Origin of the sequence: Amycolatopsis orientalis DSM 40040 = KCTC 9412 (assembly GCF_000478275.1) — a bacterium.
In the GTDB taxonomy this organism is placed as follows: domain Bacteria; phylum Actinomycetota; class Actinomycetes; order Mycobacteriales; family Pseudonocardiaceae; genus Amycolatopsis; species Amycolatopsis orientalis.
Window position 1 is genome coordinate 381642 of sequence record NZ_ASJB01000064.1, and the last position, 23933, is coordinate 405574.

Below are 23933 nucleotides of genomic sequence, written 5' to 3' on the forward strand. Positions count from 1 at the left end.
CGCGTGCCGCGGCCTCCAATCGCCGGTGGTTTCGGCCGACCCGGAAGGGGTATGCCCCGGCCATGGCCCCTACATCCGCCGATCCCGCCTTGCTCGGGATCTACCTCAACGACCATCTGGCCGGCGCCACCGCCGGCACCGAACTCGCCAAACGGCTCGCCGGGGCGGAACGCGGCCACCGCGGGGAAGCGGTACTGAGCAGGCTCGCCGACGAGATCGCCGACGACCGCAACGCGCTGCTCACCTGCATGGCCGCGCTCGAGGTCCCGGTCCGGCAGTACAAGACGATCGCGGCGTGGGCCGGGGAAAAGCTGGCCCGCCTCAAGCCGAACGGACGGCTGGTGTCGCGATCCCCGCTGAGCCGCGTCGAGGAACTCGAAATGCTGCGTCTGGGCGTCGAGGGCAAGGCGGCCGGCTGGCGGACCCTGCGGGCGCGCGCCGGCACCGATCCCCGGCTCGACGCCGGACGGCTGGACGATCTGATCGACCGGGCCCGGCGGCAGATCGACGAACTCGAAGAACTCCGTGTCCGTGCCGTGGCGGAAGCCTTCGGTGGCGCGACAGAGCCGGTGAAGCCGTCCGCCGGTGGCGAAGGACGGGCACGCTGATCCGCTCAGGCTCCGATGCGGGCGTGACGGTGACTTCTCCGGCGGCATGACCGGAACCCCGCGCACCTCGAGTGTGGAGGCTTCTCGAGTGTGGAGGTTTTGGGACGTTGAACGTCCCAAAACCTCCACACTCGAACCCCGCAAGCACAGCCGAGCATGAACTCGCCGGGTCCTGCTCAGCCACCGATGCGGGCGTACTCGACAGCGCTTGACCAGCGGAAAACCGGCGTGTTCTCCAGTCCTGGATACTCCACGGCCATCCCGCGGTCCGGCGTCATCGACCACAGCACCGCCTCCGGCGAGGCCGCGTGCGCCGCCCAGGTTCCGGTCCAGGCCGGGATGTAGCGCTCGTAGATCCGGCGGATCCGCCGCACGTCCTTGCGTTCGAGTCGTGCCGGACCGGTCATCCGGATCTGGCGGACGTCGTCCGGCGGAGCGAAGGTCGCGACCATGACCGCGACGTCCCGGCCGAGACGAGCCGCGTCGAGGAAGGGTGCCGGGCGATCGCCGGCCTCCGGAGTGTGGAACCACAACCGGTTCTCCTCGGCCACGAACCACATCATCGCCAAGGCCGGGTTGCCACGACTCGTCGTGGTGGCGACGCTGGCGGGTCGCTCGCGTTCGCCGAGGAATCCCCGTACATCGAAGGTCGGTCGCTTCATGTCCCGCACTATGCGACCTCGATCAGGCTGGAGGTCCAGTCCCTGGCAACGAAAAGGGCCGCACCGGACGAAAGTCCGGCACGGCCCTTGGTCGGATCCTGGCTCAGCGCTGCGGCGGCGGCCCACCCTGCGGTCCGCCGAACGGACCCTGCTGCGGGAACGGGCCGCTGCCACCCGGCGCCCGTCCCGGAGGACCCTGGTACGGGCCTCCCGGCGGAGCGGTCGGCGGCTGCGGCTGCGGCAACTGAGAGGGCGGGGCCTGCTGCTGCGGCGGTTCCGGGGCGGCCTCCGGCTCCGGGGCGGGCGCGGCCTTGGGAACCTGGCGCGGAGCGGGCGGCTCCTGCCGCGGCGTCGCGACACCCAGGGCCGGGACCTCTTTGCGCGCCACGGCTTCCGCGGCCGCGACGGCCTCGGCGACCTTCGGGTCGCTGGAGGTGTCGAACCAGCCCTGGACCTCTTCGTCCTCCAGGTCCGGCTTCTCGACGACGTCTTCCTTCGGCGGCTCGTAACGGAACACGCCGTCGTCGCCCGGGGCACCGAGCGCGCGGGCGAAGCCTTCCAGCGCCTTGCCGTAGTCGCTCGGGATCATCCAGACCTTGTTCGCGTCGCCCTGCGCCATCTGCGGCAGGGTCTGCAGGTACTGATACGCCAGGACCTCGGGAGTCGGACGTCCGGCCTTGATCGCCGCGAAGACCTTCTCGATGGCCTTCGCCTGACCCTGCGCCTGCAGGTACCGGGCGGCGCGTTCACCCTGCGCCCGCAGGATCCGCGACTGCCGCTCGGCCTCCGCGCTCAGGATCGCCGCCTGCTTGGCACCTTCGGCCGCGAGGATCTGGCTCTGCTTCTGACCTTCCGCGGTCTTGATCGCCGACTCACGCTGACCTTCGGCGGTCAGGATCATGGCGCGCTTCTCACGGTCGGCACGCATCTGCTTCTCCATCGAATCCTGGATGGAGGGCGGCGGGTCGATCGCCTTCAGCTCGACTCGCGCGACGCGGATGCCCCAGCGGCCGGTGGCCTCGTCGAGCACGCCGCGCAGCTGGCTGTTGATCGAGTCACGCGAGGTCAGCGTCTGCTCGAGGCTCATGCCACCGACGACGTTTCGCAGCGTCGTGGTGGTCAGCTGCTCGACACCGACGATGTAGTTCGAGATCTCGTAGACCGCGGCCCGCGAGTCCGTCACCTGGAAGTACACGACCGTGTCGATCGACACGGTCAGGTTGTCCTCGGTGATCACCGGCTGGGGCGGGAAGGAGACGACCTGCTCGCGGAGGTCGATCCGCGCCCGCACCTTGTCCAGGAAGGGCACCAGAAACGTCAGGCCGGGAGAAGCCACCGTCCGGAACCGGCCCAGCCGTTCGATCACAGCGGACTGCGCCTGCGGCACCACCATGATCGCCTTGACCACGACGACGACCACGAACAACGCGAGCAGTCCGACGACGATGAACACCACTGACTCTGACAACTACCTTCCCCTTACGTAGAAACCTGTTGCTGCACGGCCGCCCGGCTCACAACTCGGCCGAGACGACCGCCGTGGCGCCCGAGATCTCGACGACCGTCACCGACGTACCGGGGGCGATCGGTTCCCCTTCGCTGATACTCCGTGCCGACCAGACGTCACCGGCCAGCTTCACCTGACCGGCTTCGATGTCCACAGTGGACACTACTACCGCTCGCGCGCCGATCAGCGCGTCGGTGTTGGTCTTGATGTCCGGTCCCGCGAGGAACCGGCGCTTGAGGGTGGGGCGGACGAGGGCGAGCATCCCGACCGACGCGACGGCGAACACCGCGACGTCGATGAACGGGTTCCCGGTCAGCGCGGCGGAGCCGGCCCCGAACAGGGCTCCGGCGCCGACCATGAGCAGGAACAGGTCGCCCGAGAGCAGCTCGGCGATGATCAAGAGGATGCCGGCGATCAGCCAGATGAGCGCGCCTGTCATGCGTTCATGCTCCCAGATCGCGTCGATCCATACCGAAGAAGCGAAACCGACGTGACCGACGCGTGACCTTGAGTGACCTCACGCAAACCGGTCATTCAGGACTCATCGCCCGGAGCGCTGACGAAGTCGATGAGCCTCTCCACCGCTCCGATCAGCGGTGTTTCCAGATCCCGGTAGCTCCCGACCGCCGCCAGGACCCGCTGCCAGCCCTCATACGGCTCACCCCAGCCGAGCGCGTCGCAGACACCCTGTTTCCACTCCGTGCCACGCGGGATCTTCGGCCAGGCACGGATCCCGACCACCGACGGCTTCACGGCCTCCCAGATGTCGATGTACGGATGCCCGGTGATCAGCACGTTCTCGTCGCGGATCCCGTCGACGATCCGGGACTCCTTGCTCCCCGCGACCAGGTGGTCGACCAGCACACCGAGACGGCGGCCGGGACCGGTGCCGAACTCGCCGATCCGATCGGACAGCACGTCCACCCCATCGAGTGGTTCCACCACGACGCCTTCGACCCGCAGGTCGTGCCCCCAGACCCGTTCGACCAGTTCCGCGTCGTGCTTGCCCTCGACCCAGATCCGCGAATCCCGCGCGACCCGCGCCTTGTGGCCTTGGACGCGGACCGAACCCGACGCGGAGATCTGCCTGGCAGGCGCCTTCAGGGCGGCCTTGGCCGGCACCAGTGTCACCGGTTTGCCCTCCAGCAGGAACCCGGCGGGATTCAGCGGGAACACGCGGTGCCTGCCGTGCCTGTCCTCCAGCACGACATTGCCGTACTCGATCTTCACCACGGCGCCGCAGTACCCGCTGGCCGGGTCTTCGACCACGAGCCCCGGTTCGGCCGGCACCTCGGGGACCTTCCGCTTGCGCGGCCCGGACAGCACGTCGTCATACGAATGAGAGCGCACGGCGGACGACGCTAGCGGCGCCCGGGTCCCGCGTCTCCCCGCCACGCCGGTCAGGCGGCCATCCGCAACATCGCTTCGACGAACGGGGTCCGCTCACCGCGTTCCAGCGGGCGCATCACGAACAACGGCGAGAGCGTGACACACCACGCGCGGACCCGGCCGGCGTCGAACCCGGGCAGATGCGGCGCGATCGCGTCGAAGCCGTCCTCCAGCGTGCCGCCGTCGAGCATCGGCAGGGTGACCCAGTCGGCGAGGTCGAACGCCGGGTCGCCGACGCTCGGACGGGGGTCGATGGCGACAGCGCCACGGCCCGGCCCGCCGTCGAGGACGTTGCCCGGATGCAGGTCGCCATGCACGATCGAGTGCCCTCCGCCGTCGGTCGCGAGGGCGAGCGCCCGCAGCCGGGCGCGATCGAGCGTCTCCATAGAAAGGGTGGCTTCGGCCACCGAGCCGCGCAGCCCGCGCTCCGCGAGCCCGTACATGAAGGTGACACGGTCTTCGAGCGTCGAGAAACCGGCGGGCGGGGTCACCGAGTGGATCTGGGTCAGCAGGTCGCCGACCTCGGGCCAGGGGACGTGTACCCCCGACTCCCGCAGCTCCGTACCGGGATCGATGCCTTCCATCAGGATCGCCCCGTTGGCGAGTTCGGTGGCGAGGACCTGAACGACGCGAGAGCAGCCGTCCCACGCCCGCAACGCGGCGGCCTCGGACTCGGCGATGGTGCGATCGGGGGTCAGCTTGAGAACCTTCTTGGCGCCGTCGTCCCCGGCGCAGATCAGCGTACGACCGGTGTTACCCGGTTTCGCGTCCAGGACGGTGAGACCCCACTGCTCCGCCAGCCGCGCCACAAGTGCGGGCAGCGCGTCGCACCAGTCCGCGGCGTCTCCGCCGAATCGCGTGATCAGGCGCGCACGGGCCTGATCGTCGATCAGAACAGCGGCCACGGGATGGCGCGCCAGTCGTCACCCGGCTCCGGGAACACACCCTCGGCCAGCAGCAGATCGGTCCGTTCGGCCAGCGCGCGGATCTCGAAACCGGTGAGATGCTCGCTCAGCGCCTCGCCCAGTTCGCCGTCGAGCCGCTCACGCAGGCCACGCAACTTGCCGACCTCGGCCTCGGTGAGCCGCTCGCCGATCCACCCCCACAGCACCGTCCGCAGTTTCGGATCGGTGTGCAGGCAGATCCCGTGGTCGACGCCGTAGATCCGGCCGTCCACCCCGGCGAGCACATGCCCGCCCTTGCGGTCGGTGTTGTTGACCACGATGTCGAGGACGGCCAGTTCCCGCATGCCCGGCCGGTCCGCGTGCGCGAGCACCGCGGGCTCACCGTCGCGGTCGTGCGCGTGCAACACGACGCGCCAGTCGTCCGGAAGACTCTCCGGGGAGCGGACGTCGACCAGTTCCTCATCGGTGGTCTCGATCCACAGCTGCACCATGCCCGGACCGAACGGCCCGTCACGCAGCACCGTCGGCGGGATCGCGCCGAGTCCGGCGGCCTCGGCCACCATGGCCGTCGCGACCTCACGACCGGCCAGCGTCCCGTCCGGGAAGTCCCACAGCGGCCGCTCACCCGACACCGGCTTGTACACCACATTGCCTGTCACGCCGTCGAGTTCGATCTTGCCGAAGAGCGTGACGTTGGAGGCGTCGACGAGCCTGCCTTCGACGTCGATCTTGCCGCGCGTCACCAGCTCCCGCGAAGTCTCCGTCACCGGGTCAGTCCTCGAGGACGTCGACGTCGCGCCGGTACCCGTTCTGCCGCGGGCAGATATGCCCCGCTGGGTCGAGCGGCTCGGCACACAGCGGGCACGGCTTGCGGCCGGCGTTGACCACCCTGTCGGCACGTTCGGCGAACGCACGCGCCGCGCCGGGCGACAGGAAGACGCGGACCGCGTCCGGCCCCTCCTCGGTGTCGTCCAGAACGACCGTCTCGTCCACCTCGCCTTCGGTCATCGCGAGCAGTTCGATGACGACGGCACTGCTGTCGGCGTCCCAGCCGAGCCCCATCGTGCCGACGCGGAACTCCTCCTCGACCGGGACGGTCAAGGGGTCGACGTCGAGAAGCTCGTCGGGCGCGTCGTCCGGTACATCCGCGCCGAACCGGCTGGCGACCTCTTCCAGCAGCGAGCTGAGCCTTTCGGCCAAGACCACGACCTGCTGTTTTTCGATCGTCACACTGATCGTGCGGACGTCCTCGGACGCCTGGAGGTAGAACGTGCGGTCGCCGGGCTCACCGACGGTCCCGGCGACGAACCGGTCGGGCTGGCGGAAGACGTGGATTACGCGAGACATGGCACCTTTGACCCTAGGCCACGGCCCCATGATCGGCATCCGCCGCCCCACCGGTTCCGCCAAGGGCGAAACCGGTGAGGCACGGTGTGCCCCGGGCCACGGCGGGCAAAGGGGCGAACCTAGTCTTCAGCCGTGGTTGAGATCGCCCCTTATGGCACCTGGACATCTCCCCTGTCGGCCGCCGATGTCGCGGCGTCGGGAGTCAGCGCGCAATGGCTCGGCACGGCCGGCAACGAGGTCTGGTGGGCCGAACTCAGAACCGGGGAAGGCGGCCGCGTCACCCTCGTGCGGTCACGCGCGGACGGCACGGTCGAAGACGTCCTTCCCGCTCCGTGGAACGTCCGTAACCGCGTGCACGAGTACGGCGGCCGCCCCTGGCTGGTGTCCGGCGACGTCCTCGTCTTCACCCACTGGGCGGATCAGCGGGTCTACCGCCGCGACCTGACCACCGGCGAGACGATCCCCCTCACACCGGAACCCGCGACCCGGCACGGGATCCGCTACAGCGATCTCCGGCCCGGCCGTCCCGGTGAAGTGTGGCTGGTCCGCGAACGCAGCACCGGCCCCCGCCGCGTCGACATCGCCCGGGACCTCATCGCCCTCCCCCTCGACGGCGGCCCGGAACGGGTCCTGTCCGCGAGCCACCACTTCCTCACCGCGCCCCACCTGTCGCCCGACGGCGCGCGGGCGGCGTGGCTCGGCTGGAACCATCCCGCGATGCCTTGGGACGGCACGGAACTGTGCGTCGCCGAGGTCCGCGAAGACGGAACGTTCGGGCCCCACCGTGTCCTCGCGGGCGCGGCCGACGTCGCCGTCTGCCAGGTCGAATGGGAGTCCGCCGAGACGCTGCTGGCACTGCTGGATCCGGACGGCTGGTGGAACCTGCACCGAGTCGGGCTCGACGGCGGGCTCACGAACCTGGCACCCGTGGAGCAGGAGATCGGCGGCGCGATGTGGAAACTCGGCGCCCGCTGGTTCGCGCCGCTCGGCGAGGGCCGGTTCGCCGTCATCGCGTCGGGCAGGCTCGCCGTCCTCGACGAAGCGACGCGGGAAGTGACGCCGGTCGCGGCCGCCGACGGCCTGACCGCGTGGTCCACCAACGGTTTCGCCGTCCACGAGGGCAGTGTCGTCGGAGTCGCCGCCGGACCGGAACGGGAAGGCGCCGTCGTGAAGGTCGACCTCGGCGGCGGGACGATGACCGAACTCGCGTCGGCACCCGAACCGCCGTCGCCGGGCTACCTGTCGAAGCCAGTGGAACGGATCTTCAAGACCGACGACGGCGACCAGATCCCCGCCTTCGTCTACCTGCCCGCCAACGCCGGGTTCGCCGCGCCGAACGGCGAACGACCGCCGCTGCTGGTCTACCCGCACGGCGGGCCGACCGGCCGCGACAGCGCGGTGCTCGACTTCGAGATCGCCTACTTCACCAGCCGCGGCCTCGCCGTCGTCACGGTGAACTACGGCGGCTCGACCGGCTACGGGCGCGCTTACCGCGAACGCCTTCGCGAACGCTGGGGTGTCGTCGACGTCGCGGACTGCGTCACCGTCGCCGAAGCCCTCGCCGCCGAAGGCACCGTCGACGGCGACCGGCTGGCCATCCGCGGCGGCAGCGCGGGCGGGTACACCTCCGCCGCCTCGCTGACCACCACGACCACCTACCGCGCGGGCACCGTCATGTACCCGATCCTCGACCTCTACCAGTGGACCGGCGACGGCGGCGAGACACACGACTTCGAATCCCGGTACCTCGATGGACTGATCGGACCGCTGCCGGAGACCGAACAGCGTTACCGGGACCGCTCCCCCATCCACAACGCCGGCACCGTCGCCGGGCCGTTGCTGTTCCTGCAGGGCGTCGAGGACGAGATCTGCCCGCCCGAACAGGCGGACCGGTTCGTCGCCGGACTGGCCGGCCGGGGAATCGACCACGCCTACCTGAAGTTCGAGGGCGAACAGCACGGCTTCCGGAAGGCGGAGACCATCGTCGCCGCTCTCGAAGCGGAGTTGTCCTTCTACGGCCAGGTCTTCGGCTTCGAGACACCCGGCGTGCCGAAGCTCCGGCTCAGCCGGTGAGGCCGCCGAAGACGCGACCGGGCGACACGATCGCCCTGGTCGCCCCCGCGGGCCCGGTCCCGGCGGACCTCGTCGAGAAGGCGCTGCCGGTACTGCGCGGCTGGGGTGTCGAGGTCGGCGTCGGCGAGTGTGTCCGCGCCGCCCTCGACGGCTACCTCTCCGCCCCCGACGAGGCGCGGGCCGCCGAGTTCACGCGGGCCTGGCTCGACCCCCGCGTCACCTGTGTCCTCGCCGCCCGCGGCGGCTACGGCTCCCAGCGGATGCTCGACCTCGTCGACTGGGCGGCGTTGCGCACGGCCGGGCCGAAGATGTTCGCCGGGAGCAGCGACGTGACCGCGCTGCACCGGGCGGTGAACGTCCACTTGGGACTGGAGACCCTGTTCTCCCCCATGCCCGCGACCACCCTGTTCGACGCGGCGGCCGCCGAACACCTGCGGCTGTCGTTGTTCGAACCGGACGGGGTACGGACGATCGCGTCGCCGACGGCGTCACCACTGGTTCCGGGCACCGCGACCGGCACGCTCGTCGGCGGCAACCTCGCGCTGCTGGCCTCAGGCCTCGGCACTCCGGAAGCGGGTTCGGCGCATGACGCGATCGTGCTGCTGGAGGACGTCACCGAGTATCCGTACCGGATCGACCGGATGCTGACCCAGCTGCTGCGATCCGGCTGGTTCGACGGCGTCCGGGGCATCGTGCTGGGCTCATGGGAGGGATGCGGCGCCCCCGGGCCGATCCGCCACCTGATGCTCGACCGGCTGGGCCCGCTCGGCGTGCCGACGGTGTGGGACTTCGGCTTCGGGCACGTCCCGGCGTCACCGACCATCCCCCTCGGCGCGCGGGCGACCCTCGACGCCGACCGGGGCATACTGCGGATTTTGCCATAACGGCAACGGAACTGGCGGTTCCGGCCGGCGCGCGTGCATCGTTCCGGACATGGATTCCACACGGCAGTTCTGGGAAGACTTCTATCGGGACAAGGACCAGGTCTGGAGCGGGAAGGTGAACCCGCTGCTGGAGCGCGAGGTCGCCGCGCTGACTCCGGGCACCGCACTCGACCTCGGCTGCGGCGAGGGTGGCGACGCGATCTGGCTCGCACGGCAGGGATGGCGGGTCACCGCCGTCGACATCTCCGAAACCGCACTGAAGCGTGCCGCCGGACATGCGGCCGAGGCCGGTGTCGAGGGCATCGTGTGGGAACGCCACGACCTCGCGGTGTCGTTCCCCGAGGGGAGCTTCGACCTCGTTTCGGCGCAGTTCTTCCACTCCCCCGTCGAGGAGGACGGCGAACGGGACAAGGCGCTCCGCCGCGCCGCCGAAGCGGTCGCCCCCGGCGGGACGCTCGTGGTCGCCGGCCACGCGGGCTGGCCGACCTGGATGGAGGAGCCGCCGCACGAACACATCCACTTCCCGACACCCGCCGAAGTCCTCGAAGCATTGACCCTGGACGAAAGCGAATGGGCGGTGGAAGTGCAGGACGTGGTCGCACGCGACTTCCCGGGACCGGAGGGGCAGGCGGGCACACGTTCGGACAACGTGCTCCGCGTGCGGCGTAACGTCTAAGCATGCGGTTGTCCCCGGAGGAAGCCCGCGCGCGGTTCGAGGGCGAGCGGATCGCGAGGCTGGCGACGGCGGGGGCGGACGGCGTGCCCCACCTGGTCCCGGTGACCTTCGTCGTCGAAGGGGATTCGGTGGCGTTCGCGATCGATCACAAACCCAAGAGCACGACCGCGTTGCGACGGCTGAAGAACATCGCCGAGAACCCGGTGGTCAGTTTCCTGACCGACCGGTACGACGAGGACTGGGCCGGGTTGTGGTGGGCGCGGGCCGACGGGATCGCCCGGGTGCTGACCGATCCCGACGAGCAGGCGCTGCCCGTGCGGTTGCTGCGGGAGAAGTATCCGCAGTACGAAGAGCAGCCACCCCCGCATGCCGTGGTGACCACCTTGGTCCACGCTTGGCGAGGCTGGCGCGCTTCCTGAGCTTCTTTTGGCGTTGTTGCCGTTCTACGGCAACAACGCCGTCGCCATGCCGTATAGGTCGTTATACAATTTGGTCTCGTGAGTGGTAATGACGGTTAGAACCGTCATTACCACTCACGAGACGTGACCAGGGTCAGGAGCGCGGAGCCTCGGCAGGCAGGAACTGCTCGACCGGCTTCCCCCGCCAAGCCGCGATGATCCCCAGCGGATCCGGCCGCAGCAGCGAGGCGGCCGCGTAGACGCTGGCCGCGACGACGCCCGCCATGAACCACCAGTCGTAGAGCGCCTGCTCCCCCGTCGGGTAGTACACCAGCGTCACGAACACCGACACCGCGACGACGACCGCGAGGTTCCGGCGACGCCATTCGAAGGCGGACAGGACCACGAAACCCCAGGTCAGGTACCACGGCAGGGAGGGCGGCGGAACGATCGCGCCGGCCAGCAGGACGATCGCCATCCGGTGGATCGCCGGGTTGCCGCCGTCGCGGGCGAGCCACCATTGACGGCCGGCGAAGACGAACAGGCCGACCATCGCGATCGCCCGGAACACGGTGACGAACGGCGAGACCTCGACGTCGATCACCAGGTTCACCAGCGAGTAGACGATCTCCCCGATCCCGGTCGGGAAGTTCATCCAGTTCGCGATCAGCGTCGGCGCCTTGAGCCCGGTGAGCCAGCCGAGGTTGACCGAGCCGAGCGAGATCCAGGTCCCCGCGACGAACACCGGCAGGAAGATCCCGACCGACGCGGCGCCCGCGCGGAAGAAGTTGACCACCTTGCGGTCGCCGGGCAGGTGGTTGGCCCACACCCAGACCAGGAACGGCAGCGCCCAGGCCGCCGTCGGCTTGATCAGCATGCCGATGGTGACCAGGACGATCGCGACGACGTGCTTGCGCTCCAGCGCGGCCAGCACGCCGATGGTGAGGAAGCCCAGCATCAGCAGATCGTTGTGCGGGCCGCCGACCAGGTGGATCACCGTCATCGGGCTGGCGATGGCGAGCCACAGCGTGATCGGCAGCTTGCCGCCCAGGTGCTTGACCAGCCGCGGCAGCGACCACAGCATCCCGGCCAGCCCGATCATCAGCACCAGCCGGGTCGCGATCACCCCGGCGATCATGTCGTTGCCGGTGACCGAGACGATCCCCTTCGCGACCAGCAGGAACAGCGGGCCGTACGGCGCGGGGGTGGTCTGCCACAGCGGGTGGACGTTCTGCACGACGTCCGGCAGCACGGTCAGCTCGGCGGGGCCGTTGGCGTACGGGTCGAGCCCGTGCAGCAGCTGGGCACCCTGCGCGAGGTAGGAGAAGACGTCGCGGGTGAACAGCGGCGGCGAGACCAGCAGCGGCGCCATCCAGCAGGCCGCGGCGATCACGATCGGACGGCTGCCGATGCGGCCGGCGAGCGCGTAGCGGCCCAGCCGCACCCACGCCCAGATGATCAGCGCGAAGCCGGTGTAGAGCATCGTGTTGGCCAGGATGCGACCGTGGCCGTAGCGGATCCACGACAACGGTCCGTGCCCCAGGATCGGGTCACGGACGAGGATGCCGCCCGCGCCGAGCGCGGCCAGCATCAGCAGCGTGCTGCCCACGGTTCCCATCGCGATCGTGCGGTACGGGAAGCGGGAAGGCACCCGGAGCCGCTCGCCGAGCGAACCGGCCGAGGGCGTCTGCTGGGGGTCTGTCGTGGTCGCCATTTCGAGATTGGAGGTTACACACCGCGCCTGTGCGAGTGCGCGGCAATGGGTGTTTCCCGCGTCGGACACGGGAATCCCGTCGGTCAGCGGTCCACCGCCGCCCGCTGAGCGGTACCGCCCGGCAACGCGGCGAGCAGCGACTTCGTGTACTCGTGTTTCGGGTCCAGCAGGACCTCTTCCACGGTACCGACCTCCACCAGCTCCCCGCGGTACATGACCGCGACCCGGTCGGCGATGTTCCAGGCCAGCCCGAGGTCGTGGGTGATCACCAGGCCGGCGAGACCCAGATCACGCCGCAGGCGCAGCAGCAGCGCGAGGATCTCCCCCCGTACCGACGCGTCGAGTGACGCCACCGGTTCGTCGGCCACGACCACACCGGGGTTCAGCGCGAGCGCGCCCGCGATGACCACCCGCTGCCGCTGCCCGCCGGACAGCTCGTGCGGGAGCCGGTCGAGGAACTTCTCCGCGGGCCGTAGTTCGGCCGCTTCGAGGGCCTTGACGACGATCTCGTGCTCGTTCGCGCCCATGCCGTGGATGCGCGGGCCCTCAGCGACGGCCTCGTACACCGTGTGGTTCGGGTTCAGCGCACTGGTCGGGTCCTGCAGGACCAGCTGGACCTGCCGCCGGTACGCCTTCAGCCCGGCGCCGCCGAGCGGGACCGGCTTACCGTCGTACCGCACCGCGCCGGAGTCGGGCTTCTGCAGCCCGAGCAGCGTGCGGGCCAGCGTCGTCTTACCCGATCCCGACTGGCCGACCAGCGCGACGATCTCGTCCTTCCGCACCTGGAGGCTCACCCCGGCGACGGCGTGGATCCGTTTGCCGGTGCGGTCGCGGAAGCTGACGCGCAGATCCTCGGCCTCCAGCAGCGCGGGCTGGTCGCCGACGCGGTCCGGTTCCGGCGGCAGTGGCGTGCTGGTGGCCGGGGCGAACCGCGAAACCGGGTCGCCGACGGTCGGGAAGGCGGCCGCCAGCGCCCTGCTGTGCTCATGCCGCGGCGCGCTCATCAGCTCCGCGCTCGGCCGCTCCTCGACGATCTCGCCGTCGTACATGACCGCGATCCGGCGGCAGGTCGCGGCCAGAACCGACAGGTCGTGACTGATCATGATCAGCCCGATCCCCTGCTCGGCGACCAGCCTGCCCATCAGGTCGAGCACCTGGGCCTGGACGATGACGTCGAGTGCGGTGGTCGGCTCGTCGGCGATGATCAGCCTCGGCGAGCAGGCGAGCGCCATCGCGATCATGACGCGCTGTTTCTGACCGCCGGACAGCTCGTGCGGGTACGCCCCGGCCCGGCCGGGCGGCAGGTCGACCTGTTCGAGCAGTTCGGAGACCTTGGCCTGGACGGCGGCGTCCGAGAGTGCCTTGCCACCGGGCGGGTGCAAGCGGATCGGCTCGGCGATCTGCTCGCCGATCCTGCGGACCGGGTTGAGCGCGTGCATCGCGCCCTGGAACACGATCGAGGCCCCGGCCCAGCGCACCGCGCGCAGCCTGCCCCACTTCATGGCCGTGACGTCTTCGCCGTCCAGCAGGATCTCGCCGCTGATCTTCGCCGACCGAGGGAGCAGCCGCAGGACGCTCATCGCGACGGTCGACTTCCCCGACCCCGACTCCCCCGCCACTCCGAGCGTGTCGCCGGGTTCGAGCACCAAGTCGACGCCACGGACGGCGGCGACCTCGCCGCTTCCGGTGGCGTAGGTGACGCCGAGGTTCTTCAGTTCCAGCAAGGGGCTCATGAGTGCTGTCCCTTCAGGCGCGGGTTCAGCACGGTCTCCAGCGCGCGTCCGACGAGGGTGAAGGCGAGGACGATCACGACGATCGCGATACCCGGTGGCAGCAGGTTCCACCAGGCACCCCGGGTGATGGCCCCGTTGTTGAGCGCGGCCTGCAGCATCGCGCCCCACGAGATGGCGTTCGGGTCGCCGACCCCCAGGAAGGCGAGGGTGGCGTCGGCGATGACCGCGTTGCCGACGACCAGGGTGGTGTTGGCGAGCACGAGCGGCATGACGCCGGGCAGCACGTGTTTGCCGACGATGTGCAGATGCCCGCCGCCCAACGCCTTCGAGCGCTCGATGTACGGCCTGCTCTCGATGGTCAGCGTCTGCGCCCGGACCAGCCGCGCGGTACTCGGCCAGGCGGTGACGCCGATGGCGATGATCACGGTCGCCGTGTTCCGGTCGAGGACCGCGGCCAGTACGACGGCCAGCACGAGCGACGGCAGCACCAGGAAGAAGTCCGTGAACCGCAGCAGCAGACTGGAGATCCAGCCACCGAAATGCGCGGCCGCGATCCCGATGATCGTCCCGATCAGCACCGACAGGAACGCGGCGGAGAACCCCACGAGCAGGGAGATCCTCGCGCCCCAGTACGTCATCAGGAGAACGGATCGGCCGTCGATGTCGGTGCCCAGCCAGAACTGCGCGCTCGGGGGCTCCAGCGGACGGCCGGTGACCTTGGTGACGTCGAGCCCCGACTCGTCGGTCAGGACCGGCGCCAGGATCGCCAGCACGGTGATGACGCCGAGGAAGACCAGTCCGGTCAGCCCGGCCTTGTTGGCCGCGAACTCGCGCCAGTGTTTCGCCACCGCCGCCCGGCGGCGGCGCCAGGCGATCGTGCCCGGTTTGTCCGTGGTGGTCATGCCGTCCGCACCCTCGGGTCGAGTACGCGGTAGAGCAGTTCCGCGAACAGGTTCATCACCACGACCGCACCGGCCAGGACCACGAAAACTCCTTGCAGGAGAGGAAGATCCGGCCCCTGGAGGGACGTGTAGAGCAGCTGGCCGAGGCCAGGCCAGCTGAACACGGCCTCCACCGAGACCGCACCGGACACCACCATGCCGAACTGGATGAAGATGAGCGTGACCGTCGGCAGGAGCGCGTTGGGCACGGCGTGCTTGCGCCGCACCAGGTCGTCTCGCAACCCCTTCGCCCGCGCGGTGGTGAGGTAGTCGGAGTTCATCTCCCCGATGAGGGACGACCGCATCACGAGCATGTACTGGGCGTAGAAGACCACGAGCAACGTCAGGCAAGGCAGCACCAGGTGGTGCAGGACGTCGAGGCCCTCTGAGAAGAACCCGGGTTCGACGTCCGGGGAGTGCATGCCCCGGCTGGGGAAGAGCCCGTTCGTGGCGACCAGCAGGATGAGCCCCAGCCAGAACTGAGGGACCGACCACAGCGTGAGCGCGACCCCGGTCTGGACGCGGTCGAAGGTGCTGTCGCGCCGCCACCCCGCCCGGATGCCGAGCCACAGGCCGAGCAGGATCGCGAGTACCGTCGCGCTGCCGACGAGCAGGATGGTCGGCCACAGGCGTTCACCGATCAGGGCGGCGACCGGCTGCCGGAGGATGTAGGACTGGCCCATGTCGCCGGTCAGCAGACCGGTGACGTAGTCCCAGAACTGCACCAGCAGGGGCTTGTCCACGCCCAGCTGCTCGCGTAGTTCCGCCATCATCTTCGCGTCGGTCGGCCGGTCGCGGACCATGGTCCGGACCGGATCGCCGGGCAGCATCCGGAACAGGAAGAAGCCGAGCACGACGACCAGGACGAGGCTGGCCACCGCCTCGCCGATCTTCGTGAGGACGAACCGGGCGGTCCCGGTCCCGCCCCGGCGCTCGTCGGGATCGACGAGCGCCGAGGACTGATCGAGGGAACTGAGTGCTTCGGTCAACGCGGTCCTTTACTCCCGGTCGTCGGCCGACTTGCCGCGCCGCCCGAGCAGCACGCCGCCGCCGACGAGCACCACGAGCACGACCGCGCCGATACCGATCCACAGTCCGGTGTTGCTGCTTTCCTCGGTGTTCGCCGCCGCGGCCGCTTCGGCCGGAGTGGCGCCGTAGACGCCCCAGTAGCCGGACTGCTCGAGGATCGCGCCGTCGGGCTGCGGCTGCTTGGTGAACGAGGCGAACTTGTCCGAGCGGTAGGCCTCGAGCACGTTGTCGTAGTCCAGGACGACGTCGACGTACTCGCCCGCCAGGACGGCCTGGGCCTGCTTGACGATCTCGGCGCGCTTGGCCGGGTCGAACTCGGTCAGCTGCTTCTTGTACAGGTCCTCGTAGCGCGGGTCGCAGAAGAACGTCGCCGAGCTGCCGCCGTTGCCCTGGGCGTTCGGGCGGCCGGCGCAGGTGTTCAGGCTCAGCGCGTAGTCCGGGTCGGGCGAGGTGCCGTAACCGGAGATCGCGAGGTCGTAGTTGCCCGCGGTGGTGCGATCGTCCAGCTCGTCGTCGGAGACGAGCTCCTGCTTGACGCCGATGCCGATGTCCTTGAGCCAGCCGCCGACGAACTGGGCGGTGCGCTGGTCGAACGGCCGGTTCGCGTGGCCGGCGAGCCGGAACTCCAGCTTCGCGCCGCCGGGAGCGACGCGGATGCCGTCCGGTCCCTTGGCGTAGCCCGCCTGATCGAGCGTGGCGTTCGCGGCCGCGAGGTCGAACTTGGTCTTCTCCGCGTCCGACGGGCTCCAGGTGTAGGCCTTGTAGATCGCCGGCACGACACCGGTCCCGGGCTGGCCGTACCCGTTCATCACCTTCTCGACGATGGTCTTGGTGTCGATGGCCTGCGCGATCGCCTTGCGGACGCGGAGGTCCTTGAGGATCGGGTTCCCGTCACCGATCGGCTGGTCGAGCACGTTCTTGACGCCGAAGTTGATGATGAGCTCGTTGTACCGGCGGCCCGGCGCCTTGTTCGTGGTGATGTTCTTCTCGCTCTTGAGCGCGTCGAACTGCGTCGGCGTGAGCCGGTTGATGACGTCGACCTCGCCCTGTTTGAGCGCGTTCACCGCGGCCTCGGCGTCCTTGAACTGCAGCAGCTGCAGTTCGTCGACCTTGGGCGCGCCGCGCCAGTAGTCCTTGTTCGCCTTGAACTTCACGAACTCGTTCTTCTTGTACTCGGTCAGCAGGTACGGCCCGCTGCCCACACCGACGACCGCCATCTCGTCGGTCGAGGGGGCGTTGAGGTCCTTGATCGGCTCCCAGATGTGCTTGGGCACGATCGGCACGTCGAGCGAGGTCATGCTCGACTGCGGGGCCTTGGTCTTGATGACGAGCGTCTTGTCGTCCGGCGCCGACACCGACGCGAAGTTGCTGACGTAGCTGCCGTTCGCGGTGCGGGCGTTCTCGTCGTCGAGCATCCGCTGGAAGGTGTAGGCGGGATCGGCCGCCGTGACCGGTTTGCCGTCGGACCACTTCATCCCCTGGCGGATGGTGAAGGTCCAGGTGAGCTTGTCGTCGGAGGTCTTCCACGACTCCGCGACACCGCCCGTGGGCTGGGTGTCCTCGGCGGACGGCAGGGTCAGGAACTCGTAGTTGAACCGGCCGACCTGCGTCGCCGCCGACAGCTGGGCGGTGAAGGGGTTCAGGTGGTCGATCCCCGTCGTGAGCGCCACCCGCAGCACCTTGCCCTGCTGCTGGGCCGCCGCGACCGGCACGAAAGGCACCGTCGCGACCGCCGAAGCGGCAAGAACCGCGACCACGCGAAGACCGCGTCGTCTGGGAAAACGCTCTGTGCGCACGAAGACCACCCCATCGAAATTCGCTGTGTCCCAACCCCCGAGGCGGAAAAGTAACCACATATCGCGGTAACCGCGCAATGACTCGCCAATACCGATCGTGCACGGCGGACGTCATCGCGTGGCCGACAGCTACTTTGCGTTTCAGCCAGGTAGCGTTGAGTCACCGATTCGACGCGTGAAGTGGGAACACGTGCAGTGTCCTGGGTATTCAAGGGAAGCGTGCTTGCAGAACGCTTGCGCGCGATGATGCTCAATCGATACGCGCGAACGAAGTGGGAGCAAAGCGTTTCGTCCTCTGGATGCGGTACTTGCGCAAGCAACTACCGCATCCAGAGGACGAAACGCGACGGGTGGCAGGTCAGCCGACGGAGACCTTGCGTCGCCGCGCCGTGGCGGCGGACGCGTAGAGCCACGCGAACAGCGCCCACATCGCGGCGAAGATCAGCCCGACGGTGGCGTAGGCGACCGTCCACAGCACAGCCGGGGTCTCCGACTTCCGTTCCCGCTGCAGGAACTCGATCTCGGACATGAACGCCCTCGGCCCGGACGCCGCGTCGATCGCCGGAGCGTTCGCCGCCGGGTCGGCGGGCGCGTAGATCGGCGCGAGCCCCATCATCCGGTTCGGCACGTGCACCCGGATCCCGGTTTTCCACTGGCCGAACACGGGCAGCGGCTGCGCGGTGCGGTAGACGCCGTCGCCGATCTTCTCCAGCGGCGCGGTGAAGAAATCGCCACCCTGCCAAGCGAAACCGTTCAGCCACACGGCGTCGTCGGCCAGCTCCGGCCGGGAGATCGTGACGGTCGCGTCGACCCACCGGGGCACACCGCCGCCGTGCGGATTCGAGATCGGCAGTCCGGTCGCGGCCTCGGTGAGCCGGACATCGGCGGTGAAGCCGGCTTCCGGATCCTGCGGGACGGCGACGGCCGACATCAGGGCGACCACGCCCAGCGCGCCGACGAGCCCGACCGAGTGCCGCGGACCCACCGCGGGCACCAGGGTCGCGGTCTCCTCCACCCGCTGGTACTGCCAGACGCCGACGAACGCGCCCCCGATCGCCGCGCCGGTCCCGAACAGGACGAACAACGGCAGATGGGCGGCCGACCACGGATTCGGCATCAGCCATTGGGTGAACGCCGCCTCGGCGAGCATCCCGGCCGTCCCCACGAGCAGGCCGGCGACGGCGGCGAACGAGTACCCCTGCCGGTTGCGCATCACCAGGGCGACGACCTCGATGATCACCGCTTCGGCGATGTACGGCAGAAGCGAGGCCACGTGCAGGTCGGCGAACAGCGGGATGACGGTGAAGGACGCGCGCGAGGCGAGGAAGACGGCGACGACGATCAGCGCGCCGCCAGGTCCCCAGGACAGCCGTCCGTAGGTCAGCGTCCAGGCACCGATCAGGCCGACGAGCACGACCTGGGACAACATCGGGAACTGCGGCACGCCGAGGTCGAACTCCATCAGGAACGCCGACGCGCCCATCATCCAGGCACCGGCGAGCACCGGCCCGAGCAGGCGCACGATCGGTCCGGTCGCACCGACCTGGCGGGCCTCTCCGAGCAGCAGCTGGAGACCGAGGACGACGCAGACGCCGCCACCGATCATCAGCACATGGGTGGGACCCCATTCGGTGACGTCCTGGCCGAACAGCCGGTGCCACACGTCGTCGAGCGGGAACCCCGCGATACCGACCAGACCGGTGGCCATCATCTGGATCGAGCCCATCGGGGCGCGCCAGTGCGGGCCGATACGGAAGGTGCGCTTCGGCAGATCTTTGGTCGCCAAGGTCGCGCTGAGCACGCCGCTGGCGAAGATGCCCATCAGTCCGAAGTAGATCGGGTAGTGCGACGGATTCGCGAGCGGACCTTCGTCGCGGCCGAGTTCCATGTGGATCGGGACGTCCCAGTAGACCCCGATCAGGGCCGACATCCCGGACAGGAAGGCGACGAACATCGGCAGCGCCGCCCAGCGCGGCAGGCCGCTGAAGTCACCCATCCAGTCGGCGACGCGACCGAAGAGCGTCCGCTTCCCCGCACGCTCGCGGAGGACGAAAACAGCCAGGGGCAGGAAGACCGCGGTGAACATCAGGCCCGCGATGACGATCTGCCCGAATTGCGCGCCGCCGGCAGGCGGGCTCTCCTGAGCCATGAACACCGTGCTCGCCTTCCTGCTAACCTAAGTAACTGTTACCTTGGGGTAACACGATAGGGGCAAGGTCCCGGACAGGCAAGCCGGGGCGTACGACTTGGAGGGACCTCGATGCGGAGGATCGGCGGGATCTGCGGGATCACCGTGGCCGCACTGCTGGCCGTGACGGGCTGTTCCGGCTCGACGGGCACCGAACCGGCCCAGAATCCGGCTCAGAGCGGCGGAACCCGGACGGTGAAGTTCTCGATCACCGAAGGCAAGCGCACGGCGGGCCCGGAAGAGGTCGCGGTGCGCACCGGCGAGAACGTCGCACTGGAGGTCACCTCCGATCAGGCGGACGAATTGCACGTCCACGGCTATGACAAGGCGGCCCAGCTCGCTCCCGGGGTTCCGGGGACCGTCGCCTTCACCGCGAACATCGACGGGATCTTCGAGGTGGAACTGCACAAGAGCGGCGCGGCGGTGACCAAGCTCCGGGTGAGCGGATGATCCTGGCGCACGGTCTCGGTGGCCGGTCCGATCTGCCGGTCCCGCTGTGGCTCGCGCTCTACGCGGGAGCGGCGGCTGTCGTGATCTCCTTCTTCGCGCTCACCGCGCTCTGGAAGGAACCCCGGCTCCGCGGCGCCGACGCCGGTCGCCCGCTTCCCCTGTCCCTGCAACGGATCGCCGACAGCACGTTCACCCTGGTCGCGTCGCGTGTGCTCGGCGTGGCCCTGTTCGCCGGGTTCCTGGCCATGGCCTGGGCGGGCCCCGCCACTTCTGCGGACAACCCGGCTCCGGCGTGGTTCTACGTCTGGTTCTGGGTCGGGCTGGTGCCGCTCTCGCTGGCGCTCGGCCAGGTCTGGCGGCGGCTGAATCCACTGAGGACGGTCGCGTCCCTGATCCCCGCCCGGCACCGCGAACCGCCGGAGAGATGGGGCTATCTGCCGGCGATCGCCGGTCTCCTGGCGTTTCTTTGGCTGGAACTGGTCTTTCCCCACTCCGACTCGCCCCGCGCGATCGCTCTTTTCTGCACCGTGTATGCCGTTATACACATTGTGCTCGGTGTGGTGTTCGGTCCGCGCTGGTTCGATCGCGGCGACGCCTTCGAGGTCTACGCGCGCCTGATCGCGGGCCTCTCCCCTTTCGGAAGGCGCGCCGATGGGCGGCTCGTGCTCCGGAACCCGCTGGACGGGTTGCTCACCCTCTCCCCCGCGCCCTGGCTGACCGCGCTGGTCCTCGTGGTGCTCGGCTCGACGGCGTTCGACGGTCTGACCCGGCTCCCGTTCTGGACGTCGCTGGACGCCGGCGTCCTCGGCGGGACCGCCGGGCTCGCGGCCTGTATCGCGCTCACCTACGGCGCCTACGCGGGCGCCATCGGCCTGACCAGGCCCTACCTGCGCCGCGGCTTCGATCCGTATCCCGCGTTCGCGCCGTCGCTGATCCCGATCATGGTCGGGTACACGATCGCGCACTACTTCTCGTTCGCGGTGTTCTCCGGACAGCAGGGCTTCGGCCGCGCGATCGACTACACGGTCGTCTCGACCGGGATGATCGCGCTGGTCCAGATCGCCGGAATCGTCGCCGGGCACGTGCTGGCCGTAACCTCGGCACATGATCGTTCCGTCGGCGTGCTGCGCGCGAACTACGTCAAGGTGGGCCAATACCCCATGCTGGCGCTGATGATCGGCTACACCGCGCTCGGGATCGCGCTGGTCTCCGGCTCATGACCATCGCGGCGCGGGTGATGATGATGCACCAGGGCGGCTGGGACGAGATCCTCATCTTCGTCGGCCCCGTGGTGATCATCGGGCTGCTCATCTACGTCGCGCGCAAACAGGTCCCGACCACCCCCGAAGAGGACGACGAGTAAGCGGCTCAGTCGAGGCAGAACTCGTTGCCCTCGATGTCCTGCATCACGATGCAGGATTCGTTGACGCCGTCGGCCGGCATGACGCGCTGGCGGACCGCGCCGAGCGCGATCAGCCGTTCAGCCTCGGCCTGAAGGGTGGCGAGGCGTTCGTCGCCCACGAGCCCGGTACCCGCCCGCACGCAGAGATGCACCCGGTTCTTGACGACCTTGCCTTCGGGTACGCGCTGGAAGTACATCCGCGGGCCGACCCCGGTGGGATCGCTGCAGACGAACGACGCACCCTGCTCTTCGGGCGGCAGGGTGCGCTCGTACTCGTCCCAAGTGGCGAAGCCGTCCGGCGGCGAGGGAACGACGTAACCCAGGACCTCGCACCAGAAGCGGGCGACCCGCTCGGGTTCCGCGCAGTCGAAGGTGACCTGGAACTGTTTGACCGACGCCATGCGATCACTTTAGCGGCGCGTGCCGCACCAAGATCCCAGGCACCGTCCGTGAAGGCCTCCTTCCCTACCTTCAGAGTCAGGGTCCCGCAAAGTCGCAGGGAGTCGTCGGGCAGGTGAGCCGAGACCGAAGCCGCCGATCTGAGTAGTACGCACGGTTTCGTCGCGGGGCCGCGCTTTCGCCTCATGTGGTCACTCGCTGTGGCTGCGGGGTCCGAGTGTGGAGGATTTGGGACGTTCAACGTCCCAAATCCTCCACACTCGAGTTAACTCCCCACCGACGCCGGGGCACGCCCATGACCGTCCCCTAACTGCCGAGCAGCAGGGTCCCGGCGAGTTCGGTGACCTCGTCGCGGCTGCGCCCGCCGTGGTCGGCTGCCATGAAGTGCTTGCCGACGAGCAGCGAGAAAGCCAGCAGGCACCGGGCTTCGACCTCGTCCTCGTCGCTGAAGATCTCGCGCATCAGGGAACGCAGGTACTCCATCCGCTGGTTGTCGACCCGCCTGAGTCGTTCGGCGACGTCGGGATCGCGGCGCGACCAGTCGCGGATGGCGAGGTCGACCGCCAGGACACGCTCGGTGGTGAGCATGCCCGCCCGCCGGATCTTCGCCTTGGCGTCGCCGCCTTCGCGCTCGACGCTCGCGATCAACTCCCCGGTGCTAGTCCGTTCCCAGGTGGACAGCATTTCCTCGATCAGCGCGCCGCGATCGGCGAAATACCCGTAGAAGCCGCCTTTGGTGACTCCCAGCGTCTTCGCGAGCGCCTCGACGCGGACGGCGCCAGGGCCTCCGGCGGCCAGCGCGCGCAGCCCCGCGTCGATCCACGCTTGCGGCGGTGTCCGGGTCTCAGCGGCCATGTGATCACCGTATCCCCCGTCACGCCGTCACCACGACAGCGATATATACGCTACCGTATAGATGGCGGAACGCACTGGGAGGAAACAACGACATGACCGTCGGATTCGTGGCAACGCACTACCCGCACCCCGACCATCACGACGCCTTCGTCTCGCGGGTCCACCGGGTCGCCGAGGCGCTGCGCTCCACTCCGGGCTGCCTCTCGGCCGAATGCTGGGTCACCGCCGCCGGCGACGCCGTGGTGTCGATCGCGCGCTGGGAATCCGAAGCGGCACAAGCGGCTTCGATGCAGGCCCTCGGCTCGGCCGACGTGGACGTGGCCTTCGACGAACGCGAAGTCCGCCCCCGCGAGATCGTCCAACTGGTGTCGGCATGAAACTCGCGAACACGGCCCACACCGGCCGTTCCTGGCGGATCCACGAGGTGGCCGGGGATTTCGAACTCGAAGACGTCTGGGCTCTGGACACCCCCGGCGGCCCCGATGATTTCCCCGAACTGGTGAAGCAGTTCGCGTCCGGCCGTTTCCCGGACGGCGCGCCCGTGATCGTCCGGGCACTGTGGTCACTGCGATGGAAACTGGGCGCGCTCTTCCGTTTGGACAAAAGGGATTCCGGTCTGGACACGCGAGTGGGATCGCTCCGCGACCGCCTGCCGGAAGACCTCCGCGACACGCCGACCGGCCCGGACGAGGACTGGCTGCCGTTCACCCCGGTCTACCGGCTGGACGGCGAATTCGCCGCGGAGATGGCGAACCGGACCATGCACGGCGTCCTGCACCTCGCGTGGATCGAGGACGCGCCGGGGCGCTACCGGGGTCAGCTGGCGGTGCTGGTCAAACCCAACGGCCGGTTCGGCCGGGCGTACATGGGGTTCATCAAGCCGTTCCGGTACCTGTTCGTCTACCCCGCGCTGATGCGGATGATCGCCCGGGAATGGCAGGCTCGCCCCTGAAGCCTCGTGAGTGGTAATGACAGTT

Annotated in this window: 25 protein-coding genes; 10 read left to right on the top strand and 15 right to left on the bottom strand. The window is 69.1% G+C overall.

Going from position 1 to position 23933, the window contains the following annotated elements; translation table 11 throughout:
* The first annotated feature begins 62 nt into the window (after window positions 1-62).
* Window positions 63-608: a hypothetical protein gene (locus tag L324_RS23430; protein ID WP_051174060.1), complete on the top strand. Its 546-nt coding sequence runs from the start codon at window positions 63-65 to the stop codon at window positions 606-608.
* A gap of 176 nt (window positions 609-784) precedes the next feature.
* On the opposite strand, the gene L324_RS23435 is transcribed toward L324_RS23430, so the two are convergent.
* The 7 genes from L324_RS23435 to L324_RS23465 form a co-directional block, all read right to left on the bottom strand.
* A complete protein-coding gene (locus L324_RS23435) occupies window positions 785-1270 on the bottom strand; it encodes a pyridoxamine 5'-phosphate oxidase family protein (RefSeq protein WP_037312348.1) in 486 nt (161 codons plus the stop codon).
* Between the two features lie 103 nt (window positions 1271-1373).
* Entirely contained in the window at window positions 1374-2726 is a 1353-nt protein-coding gene (locus L324_RS23440; protein ID WP_081736441.1) for an SPFH domain-containing protein, read from the bottom strand.
* A 58-nt stretch (window positions 2727-2784) separates the two neighbouring features.
* Window positions 2785-3216 carry an NfeD family protein gene (locus tag L324_RS23445; protein WP_037312355.1) on the bottom strand — a complete coding sequence of 144 codons (432 nt, stop codon included), beginning with the start codon at window positions 3214-3216 and terminating at the stop codon, window positions 2785-2787.
* 95 nt (window positions 3217-3311) lie between these two features.
* Window positions 3312-4127, bottom strand: coding sequence for a DUF3097 domain-containing protein (locus L324_RS23450; protein WP_037312358.1), 816 nt, complete (start codon window positions 4125-4127; stop codon window positions 3312-3314).
* 50 nt (window positions 4128-4177) lie between these two features.
* A complete protein-coding gene (locus L324_RS23455; RefSeq protein ID WP_037312361.1) occupies window positions 4178-5071 on the bottom strand; it encodes an aminoglycoside phosphotransferase family protein in 894 nt (297 codons plus the stop codon).
* Entirely contained in the window at window positions 5056-5838 is a 783-nt protein-coding gene (locus L324_RS23460; protein WP_037312363.1) for an SCO1664 family protein, read from the bottom strand. Before L324_RS23460 ends, L324_RS23455 begins: the two co-directional genes overlap by 16 nt.
* A 4-nt stretch (window positions 5839-5842) precedes the next feature.
* On the bottom strand, window positions 5843-6418 hold the full coding sequence (locus L324_RS23465) for a DUF3090 domain-containing protein (protein WP_037312366.1): 576 nt from the start codon (window positions 6416-6418) through the stop codon (window positions 5843-5845).
* Window positions 6419-6550: 132 nt separating this feature from the next.
* Between L324_RS23465 and L324_RS23470 the strand changes: the two genes are divergently transcribed.
* Genes L324_RS23470 through L324_RS23485 form a run of 4 tightly spaced genes read left to right on the top strand, consistent with a single transcriptional unit; the run spans window position 6551 to window position 10470 of the window.
* The gene (locus L324_RS23470) at window positions 6551-8491 is read left to right on the top strand and encodes a S9 family peptidase (protein ID WP_037312369.1); all 1941 of its coding nucleotides are present in this window, start codon (window positions 6551-6553) and stop codon (window positions 8489-8491) included.
* Entirely contained in the window at window positions 8488-9375 is an 888-nt protein-coding gene (locus tag L324_RS23475; RefSeq protein ID WP_037312372.1) for a S66 peptidase family protein, read from the top strand. The genes L324_RS23470 and L324_RS23475 overlap by 4 nt, the downstream gene beginning before the upstream one ends.
* Before the next feature lie 49 nt (window positions 9376-9424).
* Window positions 9425-10051, top strand: a complete 627-nt coding sequence (locus L324_RS23480) for a class I SAM-dependent methyltransferase (protein ID WP_037312375.1) — start codon at window positions 9425-9427, stop codon at window positions 10049-10051.
* A gap of 2 nt (window positions 10052-10053) precedes the next feature.
* On the top strand, window positions 10054-10470 hold the full coding sequence (locus L324_RS23485; RefSeq protein WP_037312376.1) for a TIGR03668 family PPOX class F420-dependent oxidoreductase: 417 nt from the start codon (window positions 10054-10056) through the stop codon (window positions 10468-10470).
* A gap of 133 nt (window positions 10471-10603) precedes the next feature.
* Here the strand turns inward: L324_RS23485 and mptB are convergent, their stop codons facing one another.
* The 6 genes from mptB to L324_RS23515 all read right to left on the bottom strand — a co-directional run bounded on the left by mptB (window position 10604) and on the right by L324_RS23515 (window position 19811).
* On the bottom strand, window positions 10604-12163 hold the full coding sequence (mptB, locus tag L324_RS23490) for a polyprenol phosphomannose-dependent alpha 1,6 mannosyltransferase MptB (protein WP_037312379.1): 1560 nt from the start codon (window positions 12161-12163) through the stop codon (window positions 10604-10606).
* A gap of 83 nt (window positions 12164-12246) precedes the next feature.
* The gene (gene nikE / locus L324_RS23495; RefSeq protein WP_037312381.1) at window positions 12247-13896 is read right to left on the bottom strand and encodes a nickel ABC transporter ATP-binding protein NikE; all 1650 of its coding nucleotides are present in this window, start codon (window positions 13894-13896) and stop codon (window positions 12247-12249) included.
* Window positions 13893-14798, bottom strand: a complete 906-nt coding sequence (locus L324_RS23500) for an ABC transporter permease (RefSeq protein ID WP_037312383.1) — start codon at window positions 14796-14798, stop codon at window positions 13893-13895. The genes nikE and L324_RS23500 overlap by 4 nt, the downstream gene beginning before the upstream one ends.
* On the bottom strand, window positions 14795-15826 hold the full coding sequence (locus tag L324_RS23505; protein ID WP_037312385.1) for an ABC transporter permease: 1032 nt from the start codon (window positions 15824-15826) through the stop codon (window positions 14795-14797). The genes L324_RS23500 and L324_RS23505 overlap by 4 nt, the downstream gene beginning before the upstream one ends.
* Before the next feature lie 9 nt (window positions 15827-15835).
* The gene (locus L324_RS23510; RefSeq protein WP_037312387.1) at window positions 15836-17623 is read right to left on the bottom strand and encodes an ABC transporter substrate-binding protein; all 1788 of its coding nucleotides are present in this window, start codon (window positions 17621-17623) and stop codon (window positions 15836-15838) included.
* 397 nt (window positions 17624-18020) lie between these two features.
* Window positions 18021-19811 (bottom strand): hypothetical protein, encoded by a 1791-nt coding sequence (locus L324_RS23515; protein ID WP_235783623.1) that lies wholly within the window; start codon window positions 19809-19811, stop codon window positions 18021-18023.
* Between the two features lie 111 nt (window positions 19812-19922).
* On the opposite strand from L324_RS23515, the gene L324_RS23520 reads away from it, so the two are divergent.
* From L324_RS23520 to L324_RS43115, 3 genes are read left to right on the top strand one after another with little or no spacing between them, the layout of a single operon-like run.
* Complete coding sequence (locus L324_RS23520; protein WP_037312390.1) at window positions 19923-20300, top strand: cupredoxin domain-containing protein; 378 nt, start codon at window positions 19923-19925, stop codon at window positions 20298-20300.
* Entirely contained in the window at window positions 20297-21520 is a 1224-nt protein-coding gene (locus tag L324_RS23525) for a hypothetical protein (protein WP_037312394.1), read from the top strand. The genes L324_RS23520 and L324_RS23525 overlap by 4 nt, the downstream gene beginning before the upstream one ends.
* Window positions 21517-21663, top strand: coding sequence for a hypothetical protein (locus L324_RS43115; RefSeq protein WP_162835874.1), 147 nt, complete (start codon window positions 21517-21519; stop codon window positions 21661-21663). Before L324_RS23525 ends, L324_RS43115 begins: the two co-directional genes overlap by 4 nt.
* Window positions 21664-21668: 5 nt before the next feature.
* Here L324_RS43115 and L324_RS23530 read toward each other — a convergent pair whose 3' ends face one another.
* Window positions 21669-22103, bottom strand: coding sequence for a VOC family protein (locus L324_RS23530; RefSeq protein WP_037312396.1), 435 nt, complete (start codon window positions 22101-22103; stop codon window positions 21669-21671).
* 304 nt (window positions 22104-22407) lie between these two features.
* On the bottom strand, window positions 22408-22956 hold the full coding sequence (locus L324_RS23535; protein ID WP_037312398.1) for a TetR/AcrR family transcriptional regulator: 549 nt from the start codon (window positions 22954-22956) through the stop codon (window positions 22408-22410).
* Window positions 22957-23048: 92 nt separating this feature from the next.
* Here L324_RS23535 and L324_RS23540 point away from each other — a divergent pair, with 92 nt between their 5' ends.
* Window positions 23049-23333, top strand: a complete 285-nt coding sequence (locus L324_RS23540; protein WP_037312402.1) for an antibiotic biosynthesis monooxygenase — start codon at window positions 23049-23051, stop codon at window positions 23331-23333.
* Window positions 23330-23908: a DUF2867 domain-containing protein gene (locus L324_RS23545; protein ID WP_037312405.1), complete on the top strand. Its 579-nt coding sequence runs from the start codon at window positions 23330-23332 to the stop codon at window positions 23906-23908. The genes L324_RS23540 and L324_RS23545 overlap by 4 nt, the downstream gene beginning before the upstream one ends.
* Window positions 23909-23933 lie beyond the last annotated feature (25 nt).